Here is a 16,613-nt window from a genome sequence, read left to right on the forward strand (position 1 = left end):
AACCTCTAATAACGACTACTTTTCAAAGAATGAATAGGGGGAAGCTATATGGAAGAAAACAGAGGTGTTTGGGTTTTTATAGAGCAAAATGATGGAAAAATAGAAGGAGTTTCATTGGAACTGCTAGGAGCAGGTAGAAAGCTAGCAGATAAACTAGATGTTTCTTTGGCAGGAATTTTACTCGGAGATGGTGTGAAGGAGCTGAGCTCAGATATATTTGCATTTGGTGCAGATGAGGTTTATGTCATTGATGATCCAATTTTGAAAGATTATCGTACTGAAACTTACATGGCAGGGGTTGTGAAAGTTAGTGAGAAATATAAACCAGAGATTTTTTTATATGGTGCAACTCCGAATGGGAAGGACCTTGCAAGTGCTGTAGCAACAGATTTAAGTACTGGGTTAACGGCAGACACAACGATGCTAGACGTAAATGTCGAAAAGCGATTATTAGAAGCTAGTCGTCCAGCTTTTGGTGGAAATATTATGGCAACGATTTTGTGTAAGAAGCATCGACCACAAATGGCTACTGTGCGTCCGAAGGTAATGAAAGCGCTATTACCAGATTACGGTCGTACAGGTAACATGATCGAAGAAACAATTGATTTACAGGAAGATCAATTGCGTACTAAGGTATTGCAAATAGTGAAAGATGTTGACAAGAAGGCAGCACTAGCTGAAGCGCATGTTATTGTAGCTGGTGGGAAAGGTTTGGGTGATGAGAAAGGGTTTCAACTCATTCATGAATTAGCAGATGTCATTGGGGGAACAGTTGGGGGTACTCGTGATGTAGTAGAAGCTGGATGGCTACCACACGAAAATCAAGTTGGACAGACTGGAGAAACAGTAACTCCTAAAATATATTTTGCTATAGGAATATCAGGTGCAATTCAACATGTTGTTGGAATGAAAAACTCTGAATATATCATTGCCATTAATAAGGATGAAAACGCACCTATATTTGATGTGTCAACATATGGAATTGTAGGAGATGCGCTTGAAATCGTTCCAAAACTAATCGAACAATTCAAGAAGGTACGTACTCAGAAGGACGGTGAAGTTAGCTATGTCTGAAAAATTTGATGTTATAGTCGTAGGAGCAGGACCAGCAGGTACTTCTTGTGCATATACTTGTGCAAAAAATGGTTTAAATGTACTTCTTATTGAACGTGGAGAATACCCTGGCAGTAAAAACGTCATGGGTGGCGTGTTATATAGAAAGCAAATGGAAGAGATCATTCCAGAGTTTTGGAAAGAGGCTCCTTTAGAAAGGCCGGTTATTGAACAACGCTTTTGGATGATGGATAAAGAATCCATGGTTTCCTTTGGATATAAGGGTCTTGAATGGGGAAAAGAGCCTTATAATAACTTTACGGTTTTACGCGCTAAATTTGATCAATGGTTTGCTCAAAAAGCAGTAGAAGCTGGAGCTCTATTAATTAATGAAACCGTTGTGAAAGAATGTATCGTAGAAAATGGTAAAGTTATCGGTGTAAGGACTGATCGACCGGATGGAGATGTATACGCAGATGTTGTTGTTTTAGCCGACGGAGTTAATTCTTTATTAGGAAAACAATTAGGATTTCATAAAGAATTTAAGCCTGATGAGGTAGCGTTAACCGTCATGGAGGTGATTAACCTCCCGAAGGCTAAAATTAATGAAAGATTTAATCTCGAAGATAATCAAGGCTGTACAGTTGAAATCTTTGGAGACTCAACTAAAGGAAATTTAGGTACAGCCTTTTTGTATACAAATAAAGATAGTCTAAATTTAGGGGTAGGGACTACACTATCGAGTATGATTAAAGCAAAGATGAAGCCATATGATTTACTCGATTATGTAAAGTCACATCCGATGGTCAAACCTTATGTTGATGGCGGAGAATCGGTAGAATATTTGGCGCATCTTATTCCTGAGGGCGGATATCATTCTATACCAAAAATCGTTGGTGACGGTGTTCTCGTTGCGGGTGATGCAGCACAATTCGTAAATGCAATTCATCGAGAGGGATCAAATATGGCAATGTCATCTGGACGACTTGCAGCAGAAGCGATTCTGTACGCAAAAGAAAGAGATAGCTACTCTGAAGCTACATTGAATGTGTATCGTGAGAATATTTATAACAGTTTTATTGGAAAAGATTTAAAGAAATATAAAGATGCAACTCATACATTCGAAAATAATCCACAATATTTTAAGGAATATTTACCAATGATGAATAAAGCTGCAAGTAAGTTTTTCACAGTTGATGGAACACCTAAGAAAGATAAACAAAAGGAAATTATTCGAACAATTAGAGGTGAAAAAGGTACATTTAAACTCATGTCTGATATGTATCGTGCGTGGAAGGCGGTGAAATAATGTCAAATACAATAGAAGATAAACAGTATTTAGTACGGTTTAAAGCAGATACAGAGTCCCACTTAACAGTTTTAGACCACGATGTATGTATCGAAAAGTGTCCAGATAAGTTGTGTACCGTATTCTGTCCAGCGGAAGTTTACAAATGGGAGGATATACGGATGCATGTAGGGTACGAAGGTTGTCATGAATGTGGAAGTTGCCGTATTGGTTGCCCATACCAAAATATCAAATGGGAATATCCTAAAGGTGGGCACGGTGTAGTATTTAGACTAGCATAATAAGTGAAAAATGATCGTTCGTGATTATGATAGTTACCATGTTTGTGACCATGGAAAGTATACTTCGTAACTTGCGATATGATTACAAATTAAGTCGGCTTAGTGCCGGCTTTTTACATACTCCTATAATCGTCGTTATCAATTATATTTGGGATCGATGGATTGACATTATAAACAAGGTATTAAAGGATTAGTAGGGGAAAATTCAGATCATTGATGTTATGTTAATACTGTTCGACAAAGAAGTTAACGAACCGGGAATCAATACGCTAGGTACTTCACTTGACAATGGTGGAAGGCAATTCGAATAGAGGCATTTAGACAGGTGTGTACAAGACGGCAAGTGGTTACAATTTTGATTGGACATTGGCGAATAAGAGTTAGGAGCGCGGGTGATACTACGTTAGATAGCTGTTAAACCTATTCTTTTCAAGTCCTCTGAGAAATCCCCGTTCTTTATTGGGCGGGGCAATTTCTTTTTATTCAACTTTATGTCAAGCGGTTCATTACCGAACACTTGAAAACCTACTTCCAAAGCATTGAACTCAACAATTGCAGAGCCGATTGGGTTGACATTCGTTATATTCATATTTAAATTACCACTAAAATCGGTTAATCGAGCCAAGTACCCCATTCTGTTACCTTCAGAAGATTTCTACTCCCTAGTAGTACAGACTTCCTAATGATATTTGCCGACGCTGAAAGACGTCACGATTTCAGTCGGGTAAGCATCATGGATTTTTATACCAATAGCGGACACTTGCGTTCTAAAGTAACGTCTGATTCAAGGGTTTCTACCAGACTTGATTCCACCGGGTTAACTTTCCAATAATTTCGTCAAACTCACCACTGATCTTGATAACTGCTCCTAATATAATACCGAACCAACCCATCACTTTTATAAAGTCCCTCCTCAATATCCACGCCAACTTCATACATACCGAATCAATAAATTTACGTTATCTTTTTCGGCTTGCTCTTCGACTGCTTCCACAGTTATCTCTTTTCTAGCGGTTTCAGTCGTAATCTCAACCCTAACTTCAGTAGGATTATCAGTTGCTACTTTCGCTTCATCCTTGGTTCGTAACATGGGCGAGTTTTTCCTCGGCATCATTTGCCACATCGGTAGGTAATCACTTTACTGAAACGGTAGCAATAACGGAATAGGTCTTAGTATCGATAAATAAAACCGTTCCATTAGGAGTATTGTTTACAATTTGCAAGTACCATTTAGTAACTTGACATTTTTTTCGTATAGGTCAGTGTAAGTAATTTCAGTCGAGAGGATTTAAAAGCCCCGTTGTTAAATGTCCCTGGGAAACTGTTAGTTTAAGTCAGGGGGAGTATAATTGCCGAAAATCTATATTGTATTTGTCGCCCACCTTAAAACGTATCGCAATAAATTATTAACGTGGGATGATATACTAGGACATTTAAACTAATCGAAAGTTAACTGTGAAGAATTAAGTTAATTATAAGTCAAAGGTAATAGTGAATGAAAAAGAATAATAAAATACTAAATTAAGATAGGATGAAATACTCTGAAAAACAAGATGAGAATTACGATAATTAATATAGGAGGGCATGAAAGGTATACAAAATCTGTTCAAAGAAATTGTTATGCCAGGGAAACTTTATGCAACTAGGATAAAGAGTGGAATAGTATTGAAAAAATGTTAACTAATATATTACCGTATAATTTGAATTTGTAATGTTTGGATATAAGGAAGGAGTAATCATATGAATGACGTAAATATAGATATAATGTTGCTTTGTGATGGTGATCGTCGAGCAAAAGAAGAAATACATTCTGATGTAGAGCTGACGGTTGGAGATTGTTTGGAAATTATTTCTGATTTGAGAGATTGAATAGGACATTGGTGGTAAGGTATATTTAGTAAGTTTACTACAAGTACAAACGATAGGGAATTAATACTATCTTTTCCGATCCTCCGCAAAAAAACCCCGTTCGTAAAGAGCGGGGTAAATTGTTTTATATGAGTTGTTTATCCTAATTCGATAAACAACATTCAATTCGTAAACATCCACTTGTTAAGAAGTGAATAAGGTATGTAAATCAGTTATGTGTTAGTTTTCACATAATTGAATAAAAAGAGTAAAGCATATAAATTAACCGACTTGTTTATTTGAGTAGTTAATTAAAAGGCAATCAGATTTTATATGTGTTTCTAGCTCTTTCGCTAACTCAAAAGCCTTATGCATGGAATGAATAGATTTGATAAGAACCTGAGGATTTCGGTAATAAAACATTCCATCAACGTATGCAGGGAACACTATAACTTTCCATATATATATTTCTGAATTGTTGTCTATAGGTTCACCTTCTAAAGCTATTAGCCAATGAGTAGCCATATTCGTATGATCTACTTGTTCTTTAATTTGTTCAACAAATTTATTACGATCACTCTCGCCCATACAAATACATGATTTTTGATAAAACTCTCGATAATTAGGATGTGTATTCATTTCGCCACTCCTTTCTATCTAAAAAAAATCTACATGATTAAAAGGCTGTGACTATATTATATGACAAAAAATACAATTTTCATATCATATTTTTTAAATTTTCAGAAAAAGTTCACATTTATTATTATTTTGTAACTTAAACAAGTCATTTAAAATACTTTTCTTGTATATTCTTTGCAATTCTTGAAGTTTGATTTGAGACTTGTGGAATTGAATATCCAACAAACAACGGTGATGTAGTAAACCGTGGAATGACTTTAGCGTAAATCTCATTTTCTACATAATAGAAAAAAAGATTATAACTATTACAGTTTTTGTGAAAATGATTTAATACATAATGGGTTGCAATTTGGATATAATCAGCCATCACTAAATGTTTCTCAAAAGATGGTAGCTTGATATTTAATTCAACAAAGCCCATTCGGGGAAAGGATGAAATGTTGAACAAAACACCATCTTTTGAAGCAATATGAATGCCTTCGAAATCCCTTATTGAAACATTTTGTGAGTAATCAACATAATTAAGGCCTACAATTTGCATATGTGGGTGTCTTAACGATCCGCCCGAATATGGGCCATGGTTTTTAAAAAATATAACTGACTGGTATTCATTTGTATTCATTAATTTTATCCAATGATTTAAGCTAAAGGATAAGAGTCGATACAAATGATCTTTTGAATAAGTCGAAAGTTCTGAGTGACAATCATCAGTTTCAATTATTACAGTTTGATATGCGTCTTTTAGAACTGGATATTTATTCTTTAGTAGAATGATTGCTCTGTCTTCGTCTATAATATTTTCCAAGCTATCACGATCACAGAATGGACATGATGCATTTTTATTTATTATATTTTCTGGTTTATTTGCACCTATAAGCATATTGAATTCTAGGTGTGTATTAGACACAACAATTTCACCTACTTTCTTTCTTTTGAGATTCTGCTAGGTTATAGCAAGGATAGCTATTTCTTAGATGTACATAATGGGAATAAAATCTCAACGGTTGTTCCTTTGTTTTCAATACTATGAATCTTTATATGTCCGTTATACATATTAACGATCCTTTTACATACGACAAGGCCAAGACCAGTGCCTTTATCCTTCATTGTAAAAAATGGTGTGAATACTTTCGATAATACCTCTTCCGTCATACCTTTTCCATTATCTGTAATCTCAAGTCTACAGAATTTATCTCTTGTACATAATTGTATCTTAATTCGTCCATCATTTTTTATCGATTCAAGAGCATTTTTTGTTAGATTTAATATGACTTGTTTAATATGATCTTTTGAAAGGCGAACATAAACTTTATGTGTTGGCGTAATAACATCTAACTCTACATTATATAAATTTGCTTCTGAGCGCAGAATAGGGTCAAGTTCATCTAAAATATCTACTAGGCAATACTTTTCGTTTTTTTGAATGGTAGGTTTACCAAGAACTAAAAATTCACTTGAAATTTCATTAATTCTATTAATTTCTGTTTGGATAACAGAGAAATAATATTGATCTTCTTGGTTTTTATATTTTTCACTTAACAGTTGAATGAGCCCTTTTATACCAGTTAAAGGGTTGCGAATCTCATGTGCAGTACTTGCTGCTAATGCTCCCACTAACTCAAGCTTTTGTGCATCATTCTGTAGGCGTTCAACTTTGGCTTTTCTTTTAAGTAAAACATATTCTCCAAATAAAAAAAGGATATTAGTAAAAAAGAACGTAAGCCCTATAATTAACAAACTTGTTTGAATGAGCTCTTTTTTCTCCAAAGCTAAAGGTTGAGCTTCTATTACCCAAGGTACTTCATTAAATTGTTCCTTAATTGGGAAAGGTTCGTTAATATTTTTAGCTTGCTTCGTTCCAAATAAAAATGGCTGATTGGAATCAGAAACTTTAATAATCATATTCGGGGTTAACTGATTCATGACATTTTCCATATAATTAAGGCGTAAACTCGCTAATAAATAACCTTTTATTTCATCGTTATTTTGAGTAATAGGTGTGATAACTACTATGACTTCATCACCACTAACTCTACTAAAAAGGGATTTTGAGATTGTTGTTTTTTTAGTTTTTTGTGCCTCTAGAAAATACTCTCGATCGTAGATTGGAACATTCTCAAGCATAGCAGTCGAACCTACTGTGATAACTCCACTTTTATTCACAAAATACAATCCATCAAATCGAGGATCTTTTTGTTGTGTATTTTGTAAAATTTGAGTTAAATTACTTTCGCTCTCATCTAATATGTTATAGACTAATGCGAGCGTTTCTAGACTAACTTTTGCCTCACCGATAAAACTGTCTATATGATTTTCATGAAATTTGACAATCTCTTTCGTTTCATCATACAAATCTTTTTTTAAATCATCTACAACATAGTTAATTACTACCGTAATAATTAATATTGATGGAATGATTACTAATAAAATGTAAAAAGAAATGTGTTTATATAATCCATGTTTTTTCTTCAAGATATACCTGCTCCTTGTTATAAACATACGTATAGTATTATATCAAATCTTAAAGAAAAAGCTATAAAATGGAATAATAAAGTGGGTGGAAACATTTTTGTTTCCACCCACATGTATTTTCATCCTCATCCTAGACGTTTTCCTCATTATCAGGATTACCAGCCTCGTCGTCAATAATACCCTCATCATCAGGATTACCAGCCTCGTCGTCAACAACACCCTCATCATCGGGATTGCCAGCCTCGTCGTCAACAACACCCTCATCATCGGGATTGCCAGCCTCATCGTCAACAATACCCTCATCATCAGGAATACCCTCATCATCAGGATTGCCAGTCTCATCATCGACGTTACCTTCATCATCAGGATTGCCAGTCTCGTCATCGACGTTACCTTCATCATCAGGATTGCCAGCCTCGTCATCGATATTACCTTCATCATCAGGGTTACCAGTCTCGTCGTCGACAATACCCTCATCGTCTGGATTAGCTTCACCAATCGTATCATCATCTACATCTTCATCTAATTGAAAAGTTCTGAACAAAAATAGAGCGAATTGTGAACGTTTTACTTCGGAATGTGGTGAAAATGTTGATTCAGTCGTTCCTTTGGTTATACCGTTATTGAATAAAATTCCAATCATATCATCGTGACCACTATCTGTTATATCTGTAAATGGTGTTGTTTTATCTCCTTCTAAATCAAATGCTCTAACCAAAACAGTAGCGGCTTGACCCCGTGTGAAAGTAGCAGTTGGATTAAAATTCTCCGCCTTTATGAATAATCCAGCTTCAACAGCAGCTGCAATTTCTTTGTAATACAAATCATCAGGGGTTACATCTTCAAACCCTGGGTCCTCAACATCAGTTGTGTCCAAATCCATCATTCTAACAAACATTACTGCTGCATGCTGCCTTGAAATATCTTCCCAAGGTTGGAATGTGCCATCTTCATATCCTGTGATGACACCCATATCTACTAAATCGTTAATAGCTGAAACAGTTTCTTCATCCATGTTTTCGAGAGAAACATCTGAAAAATCACTTTCAAGTGCCTCTTCAGTCTCTTCTTCTGCTTCAGCTGCTTCAGCTTGATTTCCTCCTCCAATTATACCTAAGGCTGGGCTAACTGCAAAAGATGTAACAAGCATTGAACCAACAACGACTTTAACAGTAGCTTTTTTTAGGTTTGGAAATCTCTTTTTGACATAGTTCTGTACACTTTCTTCTAAATCATTTTTATCATCATTTTGTTTAGAATCAAATTCTGTTGCAAATTCTGTTTGGTTCTCATTTACATAAACTGTAATTGTTGTGTTATTTTCATTTGTTTCAACTTCATGTCGTAAGATTTGTACCATAAAAAAATCACCTCGTATTGGAGTTAAATAACTACTAAATAGTTTGTAATACGAGGTGATTTTTATACACAATGATAATTAGTTTTTATGATTAGCTCTTTTCATAAACCTTGTTGCTATAGTTCCTAAAATAGAAGATATAAATGTCATTTTATTCAACAGTCATCGTTTTATAGAAGAGAAGACACTTCTAAGCCTAGTTGTATGTATATTTTTAGTTCGAAAAACAATAATCTATTCGAAAACAGCCTTATACTTATAGCTACATTTTTTACAACAGCTTTGCATTACTGTGATGTGATTTATATTTATGTTTATCGAGTAAAGTTTTATAGAGCTGTGTTATTTTTCTTCTAGCTTGACCAGTTCGTTTGTAATCGTTTCTTGTACTGCTGTCTTAATCTCGGCTGAAATAATGTCTTCTTTTTCAAGTCTACTAATGGCTTCATGCTCCACATATAGAATGTGTTTTTTTAAAGCTGCCATTTGGTTTTCCTTTAATTCAGGGTGTTCCTTAAATAATTGGTTAAGGTCGTTCTGTATATTTTCTATATGTGCGTCATAAGTAGCTAATAACTCCTTGTAAACTAGATGAGGGATATATAGTTTAGATTTAACATTATATAGCTCATCCTTTGATGCTTGATATCGGTATAGTTGAGCTAAATATCTTTCATAATCATCAGAACCTTTTCTAGTAGAAATAACGCCTAGTTTTTTTATAAGAGGCTTTATTGTTAAACCTTGGAATACAAGGGAAAATAGTACAACACTGAATGCTAGAATTAAGATATCTTCTCGTCCCGTAAAGTCACGCGGTAAGCTTAATACGAGTGCAATGGATAGCGACCCTTTTAACCCTCCCCAATTCAGTACATGTTTCCAATTTAATGGGAAATTTTTGACGATTGACAAGCTAGTATAGACCGCAATGCTTCGACCGATTAATACGATGAGCAACGCTAATCCAATCATGCCCCATTTGTCAGTTAGGTCTATTCTTGTTATTTCTAATCCAACCATTAAAAAGACAAGTGAATTGGCAAGTAATGCAGCGACGTCCCAAAAATTATTGATATTTAGTTTTGTAGTTGGGCTCATCCCAATTTTTGATCCATAATTACCGAAGATAAGTGAAGCTACAACTACTGCGATAACTCCTGAAGCATGTACGCTTTCGGCTAATAAAAACGATCCGTAAAATAAAATAATACTAAAAATAATTTCGAGGGGATAATCATCAAAATATTTAGTTAATAGTGAGAATGCATATCCTAATGAACCACCAATAATGAGTCCTAGTGAGATTACCTTTATAAATTCCCAAGCACCTAGGCCGGCGCCTACCCAACCTTGATCAATATAAGAGAGTAAATAAAATGCAGAAATATTAAATAGAACAACTGCTAAGCCATCATTAAAAAGAGACTCACCCTCAATTACAGTAGCAAGGCGTTTTTTAACACCAACACTTTTAAATATTGATAATACACTTACAGGGTCTGTAGCACTCATTAATGCGGCGAATACGAAGGCTGCAGGTATAGATAAATTTAACAGGTAATGGGATGAAAAACCAATGATAAGGAAAGATAAAAAGGTTCCTCCAAATGCTAATGCAATAATTGGCTTTTTATTTTCCAACAAATGTGTATATGGGAGTTTCAGTGCAGCTTCCCCTAATAAAGCAGGTAGAAACAGTGTAATGATAACAAAGTTGAACACTTCTCCTTCGGTAATAAACTCCTTCAATGGTTCAAGTACAGGGATATTTACTAACCCAATAATAGTTCCTACAATAACAAGTGCAATTGGATATGGTTGCTTAAACTTCTTTGCTATTGCAGTTATTCCTGCCGCAAGCATGATTAAAATCATGCCAAGTTCAAAAATGTGGTGCAAGTCTAATTCGTGCATTTTTTTATCCTCCTTAAAATAAACAACGTTTACAATAATTGCAACTTTCTTAATTATTCGTTCTTATCCTATCATACTTAGTTAGAAAAAATCACAAAGATTAACATTATTTTCATATGAGCTCAATTAATCGGCTTAATAAAGAAGGTTTTTATATTTTGCATCATAATCGTCATTTCCTTACTCTTTTTTGGGTATTAAATTGATATTTTTCGAATATTGTTTAGAAGGACTTTCATAAACAATGTAGAATAGTAGAAGTGGTTCAAAATAAAAATAAGGTGGGGAAAATATGAAATTTGAAACTTATACATACGAACGCCCAAATATGAAAGAAATTGAAGCCCAATATCATTTGGCTATTAACAAATTCAAAAATGCTAGTAATGTAGATGAGCAAGAACTAGCGATGAACGACATAAACATTATTCGTAATGATGTGAGTTCAATGTTTAACCTTTGTTATATCCGTCATAGCATCGATACAGAGGACGAATTTTACAAGCAAGAACAGGATTATTTAGATGAAGTTCAACCTTTGCTTCAAGGGTTAATATCGGATTATTACAAAGAACTTGTCAATTCTAAGTTTAGAGTTGAGCTAGAGGAGAAGTGGGGTAAGCAATTATTTGCATTAGCTGATGCTGAATTAAAAACATTTTCACCTGAAGTAGTAGAAGATTTACAATTAGAAAATAAATTATCCACAGAATATACAAAGTTGATAGCTTCTGCAAAAATTATGTTTGAAGGAGAAGAGCGTACACTTGCTCAGCTAGGTCCATTTGCTGAATCCACTGATCGAGAAATGAGAAAAAAGGCAAACGAAGCACGGTTTGGCTTCTACAAAGAGCATGCTGAACAACTGGATGATATATTCGATAAGCTAGTTAAAGTACGTACAGAAATTGCCGTAAAACTCGGATATAAAAATTTTGTTGAGTTAGGGTACTATCGAATGACAAGAACTGACTATAATGCAGATATGGTTAAAAATTTCCGAGACCAAGTGAAGGAATATATTGTTCCATTAGCTACTAAATTACGGGAACGTCAACAAGAGCGCATTGGGGTCGATGCTTTAAAATATTACGATGAAGGCTTTCAATATAAAACTGGTAACGCAACACCAAAAGGAAGTCCAGAATGGATTATAAATAACGGTAAGAAAATGTATGAAGAATTATCTCCTGAAACAAACGAGTTTTTCAACTATATGATTGATAATAATTTAATGGATCTCGTGGCTAAAAAGGGTAAAGCAAGTGGTGGGTATTGCTCCTATATAGAAAACCATAAGTCGCCATTTATCTTTTCAAATTTTAATGGTACTTCAGGCGATATTGATGTACTAACACATGAAGCGGGGCATGCTTTTCAGGTGTATGAGTCTAGAAATTATGAGATCCCAGAATATAATTGGCCTACTTTTGAAGCTTGTGAAATACACTCAATGAGTATGGAATTCTTCACTTGGCCATGGATGGAGCTATTTTTCGAAGGAGATACGGAAAAGTATAAATTCTCTCATTTAAGTGAATCGTTATTATTTCTTCCTTATGGAGTTGCAGTTGATGAATTCCAACATTTTATTTATGAAAATCCAGAAGCTACACCGAAAGAAAGGAAGTTGGCTTGGAGAGACTTAGAGAAAAAATATTTACCACATCGAGATTATGATGGAAATGAATATTTAGAACAGGGTGGTTTTTGGCAACGTCAAAGTCACATTTATCAAACTCCGTTTTATTATATTGATTATACGCTTGCGCAAATTTGTTCTTTCCAATTTTGGAAAAGGTCAAGAGAGGATCAGCAATCTGCTTGGAATGATTATGTTCATCTTTGCAAACAGGGAGGAAGTCAATCATTTACAAATCTTGTGAAAGTTGCGAATTTAACATCTCCTTTCGAAGAGGGCTGTGTCCAATCAGTTGTAGGTGAAATTGATGCATGGTTAAGTGGAGTAGAAGATAAAAAGTTGTAATCGTTGTAATGTGTTTAGAGGCTGTTGATCTATACAACAGCCTCTTTTACAATGGTTGATTTTGTTTATCGTACTTAGAGATAAACGAGTATACTAACTAGTGCTTGTGGCATCATTTCTTCTCTTTAACAGTTCGCATATAATCTCAACTTGTTGTTATAATTAACATTAACAAGAAACTTCCAGAAGAAAAAAATCAAGTCTTTGGTGTCATTTTTTTAAATCATAACAATATGAATATTAGTGAAGTCAACAGAAAAGGAGACATGCGATGATTCAGTTAAAAACATCTAGAGAAATAGCATTAATGGAAAAGGCAGGTGCTTTATTAGTTTCATGTCATAAAGAGATTGCAAAACTAATTAAACCAGGTATATCAACATATGAAATAGACCAATTCGTTGAAAGATATTTAAAGGAACACGGAGCTACTCCTGAACAAAAAGGATTTCGCGGTTATGAGTTTGCTACATGTGCATCCCTAAATGATGAAATTTGTCATGGATTTCCTCGCAAGAAGCCTTTGAATGATGGGGACATTGTCACGATTGATATGGTCGTTAATTTGGATGGGGGATTAGCAGATTCAGCTTGGACATATGCAGTCGGACAAATCAATGACAAAACAGAAAAATTACTATCCGTAACGAAAGAAGCTATGTACAAAGGAATTGAAAAAGCACATGTTGGGAATAGAATGGGTGATATTGGTCATGCCATTCAAACATTTGTCGAAAATGAAGGGTTTTCAGTCGTACGAGAATTTGTTGGACACGGAATTGGACCAACTATTCACGAGGAGCCTCAAGTGCCTCACTTTGGTTTACCACATAAAGGATTGAGATTAAAGGAAGGTATGGTAATCACCATAGAACCTATGGTGAATGTTGGTGCTTGGCAATCAAAAATGGATGATAATCATTGGACTGCCCGTACGATTGATGGGAGTCTATCAGCACAATATGAGCATACTATTGCAATTACAAAAGATGGACCTCAAATACTAACTGACCAACAAGAAAGAACTAATGTATAGATACATTATAACTTAAGGGTGACTACAGTGGTTTGTTACAACCTGAAAGAGCTGTTAACAAGATATATTCCAAAGAATAACAGCCTATTTGATTAAACATAATCTTTTAAGAGTCAATTGTAATGGCTGTAACTTCAATTATAAAATTCATTTGAGTAAGTTGTGAAAAAAATATTTTGCACTAATTAAAAATAGAGCAGGATACAAGCCTATAATAATATTAACGAGGTAAGACATTGTACAGTAAAATGAATTCTTCTTATAAATATGGTAAGCAATCAGTGCAAGTAACGATCCAAAGTAAGAAAGTGTACTGAAGAATAAGTGACCATTCTTTGCATCTAATAATTTTAATAGGAAATAACCGAGTGTTGAACCATTTAAGAATAGGATAATGTAGGAAGTAAATAACAAACATATATGTATGTTCTTCATGTAAACACCTCACCCATAATCTTATGAACAAGTAAAAACATCTAGAACAGAAAAAAGCACGAATTGAAAAGGTAAATCATATTTATTTTAAGTTTATTCCAAAAAATTATAACCACGTGATGAAGCGGTAAGGCTATACAACTTTTAAAGGTTGAATAAGATAAAAAGGACCTCATCTTTTATGAGGTCTTTTTTTAGTGATTTTATATTATTGAAGTATGTAATAGTTAACTAAGACAACAGATGTTAAAAGAGAAATGATTAGATGAAACTATTAATAATATTGTTCACAAACAAAAAAATACGTCTATTGTAGTGGAAGCAGGATCGCTACAGTTGTTCCTTCATTCTCTTTGCTAGTAATAGATAGTTCTCCTTTGTGGTCTTGAATAATTTTTTGGCTTATCATCATCCCAAGACCTGTCCCACTTTCTTTCGTAGTGAAGAACGGGTTGCCTATGTTCTCAATAATTGAACTTGGTATACCTTGTCCATCATCTTGTACCTCAATTAGCAGGTTATTACTTGTGCTCGTACAGAGTAAGTGAATGGTTCCACCTGTTGGCATTGCTTCAATGGAGTTTTTTAATAAATTTATAAACACTTGCTTTAACTGGTTCGCCTCACATGTAAGGAGAGTAGATTTATTTGAATTCTCGTAATGGATATTGACGTCACGTAAATTACATTCTGATTGAAACAGTAGAATGACGTCTTCAATAATTGTATTGATTTTTACTTGTTCGTATTTTACTGCTTGTGGCTTGGCTAAGATTAAAAACTCACTAATAATTAAGTTTATACGTTTGAGTTCATCTAATATTAATTTGGAATAATATTTATACGGATTATTTTTATCACTATCTATAATTTTCATGAATCCTGATATGACTGTTAATGGGTTACGGATTTCATGTGCAACTCCTGCAGCCATTTCACCCACTACTGCAAGTTTTTCAGACTGAATAAGCCTTGCTTCTGTTTCTTTTTTACTACTAATATCTCTGGCTATGACTGAAATAGCTATGATTACTTGTTGGTCATTGTAAATGGGTGATAATGTGATTTCAGCATCTACATCTTTCCCATGTTTACCTTTATCACTGAATGGTAATGCAACAATCCTTTCTCCAGATAGGACTCGTTGTAATAATTCATTTCTTTCTTCACGTTTGAAGTTGATTTTTTCAATGTGAAATCCTACAGCTTCTTCGTAGGTCCAACCGTAAATTCGTTCAAATGCATCGTTCATCATAATTATAGTCCCATTTATATCTAATAACAGAATAGCATCGTTTGAATTTTCGAAAAAAGATTGGAAGTATTCTTGAATAGATATCAATTGTTGCTTCATTATTTGTTCGCTATGTTGAGCGCTTAACCAGAGCTGTCTCGTATTAATTGCTAAAAAAATAAAAAATATCGTAGTTAATACGGTGAAGTAACCGAAATAGATATCTGTTGTTGTCGAAGGAGTTGCAAAATTTTCTTCGTAATTTGTTACAAAGAAAAATATTAGCATGCAGGTAGCAATTGCCCCAGAAAAAATGATAGGTAGAACTTGATGATAAAGGGTGGTAACTATGATCCCAAATATGATTAGAAAATAGTTCCCACTGTTAGGTGAGAAGAAGTTTAGAACAAAAAAATATGTGAACAATGAAATGATGATTACATACATCGTCAAAGTTGGATTGGCAGCTAGAAATATAAAGCTATATATTAAAAAAAGTAGGGCTATTCCAATCAGCATGATAGTGTGAAACTCATTTATATAAATGGAGATAGCTAATTCTATTGCGTAAACAATAGATAGCATTTTACTTAAAAACTTGTTCCTATTATGGATAAATTCTTGTACATTCACTCGTCATCAGTCCTATTTATATAAGTATCTTAATATTACCATAATTATGAAGTATAATGATATGAAAAATCTAAAATTTCTAATAATTAAGAAAAGAAAAATGTATGCACTAATTTATACAGCGAGTAGAAAGTGTTGTAAAGATTTTTTTACATTGACGCTTTTCGTAAGTTTTTCTTGTTAACGAAGGTGCCTTTATGATTCAATTTTGAGTCTTAAGAGAGACTCGGTAGTCATGAACGTTGATAGTTTCTCTCGTGATTTTTTAGTAGTAAAGGAATTCAAGTGATTTAGGCAAATATTAGCTGCTTGGCATAATAACTGCATATATAGTTTTAGTAAAGGTTTTTTTTACATTGATTTTTGTTTATCATACCAAGAAAAAACACGCAAACAACTAGCATTCGTT

Annotated in this window: 14 protein-coding genes; 6 read left to right on the forward strand and 8 right to left on the reverse strand. The window is 34.1% G+C overall.

The annotated features are described in order from the left end of the window. Window positions 1-48 precede the first annotated feature (48 nt). Genes JM172_RS09855 through JM172_RS09865 form a run of 3 tightly spaced genes read left to right on the forward strand, consistent with a single transcriptional unit; the run spans window position 49 to window position 2,643 of the window. The gene (locus JM172_RS09855) at window positions 49-1,074 is read left to right on the forward strand and encodes an electron transfer flavoprotein subunit alpha/FixB family protein (protein WP_214482112.1); all 1,026 of its coding nucleotides are present in this window, start codon (window positions 49-51) and stop codon (window positions 1,072-1,074) included. Beyond that, a complete protein-coding gene (locus JM172_RS09860) occupies window positions 1,067-2,362 on the forward strand; it encodes an FAD-dependent oxidoreductase (protein ID WP_214482114.1) in 1,296 nt (431 codons plus the stop codon). Before JM172_RS09855 ends, JM172_RS09860 begins: the two co-directional genes overlap by 8 nt. Then, window positions 2,362-2,643 carry a ferredoxin family protein gene (locus tag JM172_RS09865; protein WP_214482118.1) on the forward strand — a complete coding sequence of 94 codons (282 nt, stop codon included), beginning with the start codon at window positions 2,362-2,364 and terminating at the stop codon, window positions 2,641-2,643. The genes JM172_RS09860 and JM172_RS09865 overlap by 1 nt, the downstream gene beginning before the upstream one ends. A gap of 403 nt (window positions 2,644-3,046) precedes the next feature. On the opposite strand, the gene JM172_RS09870 is transcribed toward JM172_RS09865, so the two are convergent. Together JM172_RS09870 and JM172_RS09875 are read right to left on the reverse strand one after the other, a co-directional pair. Continuing rightward, window positions 3,047-3,277, reverse strand: coding sequence for a hypothetical protein (locus JM172_RS09870; protein ID WP_214482120.1), 231 nt, complete (start codon window positions 3,275-3,277; stop codon window positions 3,047-3,049). Window positions 3,278-3,574: 297 nt separating this feature from the next. Next, window positions 3,575-3,733, reverse strand: a complete 159-nt coding sequence (locus JM172_RS09875; protein ID WP_214482121.1) for a hypothetical protein — start codon at window positions 3,731-3,733, stop codon at window positions 3,575-3,577. Window positions 3,734-4,383: 650 nt separating this feature from the next. Here JM172_RS09875 and JM172_RS25150 point away from each other — a divergent pair. Next, window positions 4,384-4,512, forward strand: coding sequence for a hypothetical protein (locus JM172_RS25150; protein WP_284730446.1), 129 nt, complete (start codon window positions 4,384-4,386; stop codon window positions 4,510-4,512). Between the two features lie 261 nt (window positions 4,513-4,773). On the opposite strand, the gene JM172_RS09880 is transcribed toward JM172_RS25150, so the two are convergent. The 5 genes from JM172_RS09880 to JM172_RS09900 form a co-directional block, all read right to left on the reverse strand. Continuing rightward, window positions 4,774-5,130 carry a hypothetical protein gene (locus JM172_RS09880; protein WP_214482122.1) on the reverse strand — a complete coding sequence of 119 codons (357 nt, stop codon included), beginning with the start codon at window positions 5,128-5,130 and terminating at the stop codon, window positions 4,774-4,776. 145 nt (window positions 5,131-5,275) lie between these two features. Then, window positions 5,276-6,037, reverse strand: a complete 762-nt coding sequence (locus JM172_RS09885) for a DUF4931 domain-containing protein (protein ID WP_214482123.1) — start codon at window positions 6,035-6,037, stop codon at window positions 5,276-5,278. 56 nt (window positions 6,038-6,093) lie between these two features. Beyond that, the gene (locus tag JM172_RS09890) at window positions 6,094-7,602 is read right to left on the reverse strand and encodes a PAS domain-containing sensor histidine kinase (protein WP_214482124.1); all 1,509 of its coding nucleotides are present in this window, start codon (window positions 7,600-7,602) and stop codon (window positions 6,094-6,096) included. A 130-nt stretch (window positions 7,603-7,732) separates the two neighbouring features. Beyond that, window positions 7,733-8,962: an S-layer homology domain-containing protein gene (locus tag JM172_RS09895; RefSeq protein ID WP_214482125.1), complete on the reverse strand. Its 1,230-nt coding sequence runs from the start codon at window positions 8,960-8,962 to the stop codon at window positions 7,733-7,735. Window positions 8,963-9,304: 342 nt separating this feature from the next. Beyond that, on the reverse strand, window positions 9,305-10,879 hold the full coding sequence (locus JM172_RS09900; RefSeq protein ID WP_214482126.1) for a cation:proton antiporter: 1,575 nt from the start codon (window positions 10,877-10,879) through the stop codon (window positions 9,305-9,307). Window positions 10,880-11,171: 292 nt separating this feature from the next. Between JM172_RS09900 and JM172_RS09905 the strand changes: the two genes are divergently transcribed. Both JM172_RS09905 and map read left to right on the forward strand, forming a co-directional pair. Beyond that, on the forward strand, window positions 11,172-12,866 hold the full coding sequence (locus tag JM172_RS09905; RefSeq protein ID WP_214482127.1) for a M3 family oligoendopeptidase: 1,695 nt from the start codon (window positions 11,172-11,174) through the stop codon (window positions 12,864-12,866). A gap of 271 nt (window positions 12,867-13,137) precedes the next feature. Then, the gene (gene map / locus JM172_RS09910; protein ID WP_214482128.1) at window positions 13,138-13,902 is read left to right on the forward strand and encodes a type I methionyl aminopeptidase; all 765 of its coding nucleotides are present in this window, start codon (window positions 13,138-13,140) and stop codon (window positions 13,900-13,902) included. A gap of 742 nt (window positions 13,903-14,644) precedes the next feature. On the opposite strand, the gene JM172_RS09915 is transcribed toward map, so the two are convergent. Next, window positions 14,645-16,204, reverse strand: coding sequence for an ATP-binding protein (locus JM172_RS09915; protein WP_214482129.1), 1,560 nt, complete (start codon window positions 16,202-16,204; stop codon window positions 14,645-14,647). Window positions 16,205-16,613 lie beyond the last annotated feature (409 nt).

It is taken from the genome of Bacillus sp. SM2101, assembly GCF_018588585.1.
Taxonomy (GTDB): Bacteria; Bacillota; Bacilli; order Bacillales; family SM2101; genus Nanhaiella; species Nanhaiella sioensis.

Bases quoted from the DNA above. Each gene is read 5' to 3' on its own strand.
- JM172_RS09860 (WP_214482114.1), top strand. From the start codon at position 1,067: ATGTCTGAAAAATTTGATGTTATAGTCGTAGGAGCAGGACCAGCAGGT.
- JM172_RS09905 (WP_214482127.1), top strand. From the start codon at position 11,172: ATGAAATTTGAAACTTATACATACGAACGCCCAAATATGAAAGAAATT.
- JM172_RS09875 (WP_214482121.1), bottom strand. From the start codon at position 3,733: ATGTTACGAACCAAGGATGAAGCGAAAGTAGCAACTGATAATCCTACT.
- JM172_RS09855 (WP_214482112.1), top strand. From the start codon at position 49: ATGGAAGAAAACAGAGGTGTTTGGGTTTTTATAGAGCAAAATGATGGA.
- JM172_RS09865 (WP_214482118.1), top strand. From the start codon at position 2,362: ATGTCAAATACAATAGAAGATAAACAGTATTTAGTACGGTTTAAAGCA.
- JM172_RS09870 (WP_214482120.1), bottom strand. From the start codon at position 3,277: ATGGGGTACTTGGCTCGATTAACCGATTTTAGTGGTAATTTAAATATG.
- map (WP_214482128.1), top strand. From the start codon at position 13,138: ATGATTCAGTTAAAAACATCTAGAGAAATAGCATTAATGGAAAAGGCA.
- JM172_RS09895 (WP_214482125.1), bottom strand. From the start codon at position 8,962: ATGGTACAAATCTTACGACATGAAGTTGAAACAAATGAAAATAACACA.
- JM172_RS09880 (WP_214482122.1), bottom strand. From the start codon at position 5,130: ATGAATACACATCCTAATTATCGAGAGTTTTATCAAAAATCATGTATT.
- JM172_RS09900 (WP_214482126.1), bottom strand. From the start codon at position 10,879: ATGCACGAATTAGACTTGCACCACATTTTTGAACTTGGCATGATTTTA.
- JM172_RS25150 (WP_284730446.1), top strand. From the start codon at position 4,384: ATGAATGACGTAAATATAGATATAATGTTGCTTTGTGATGGTGATCGT.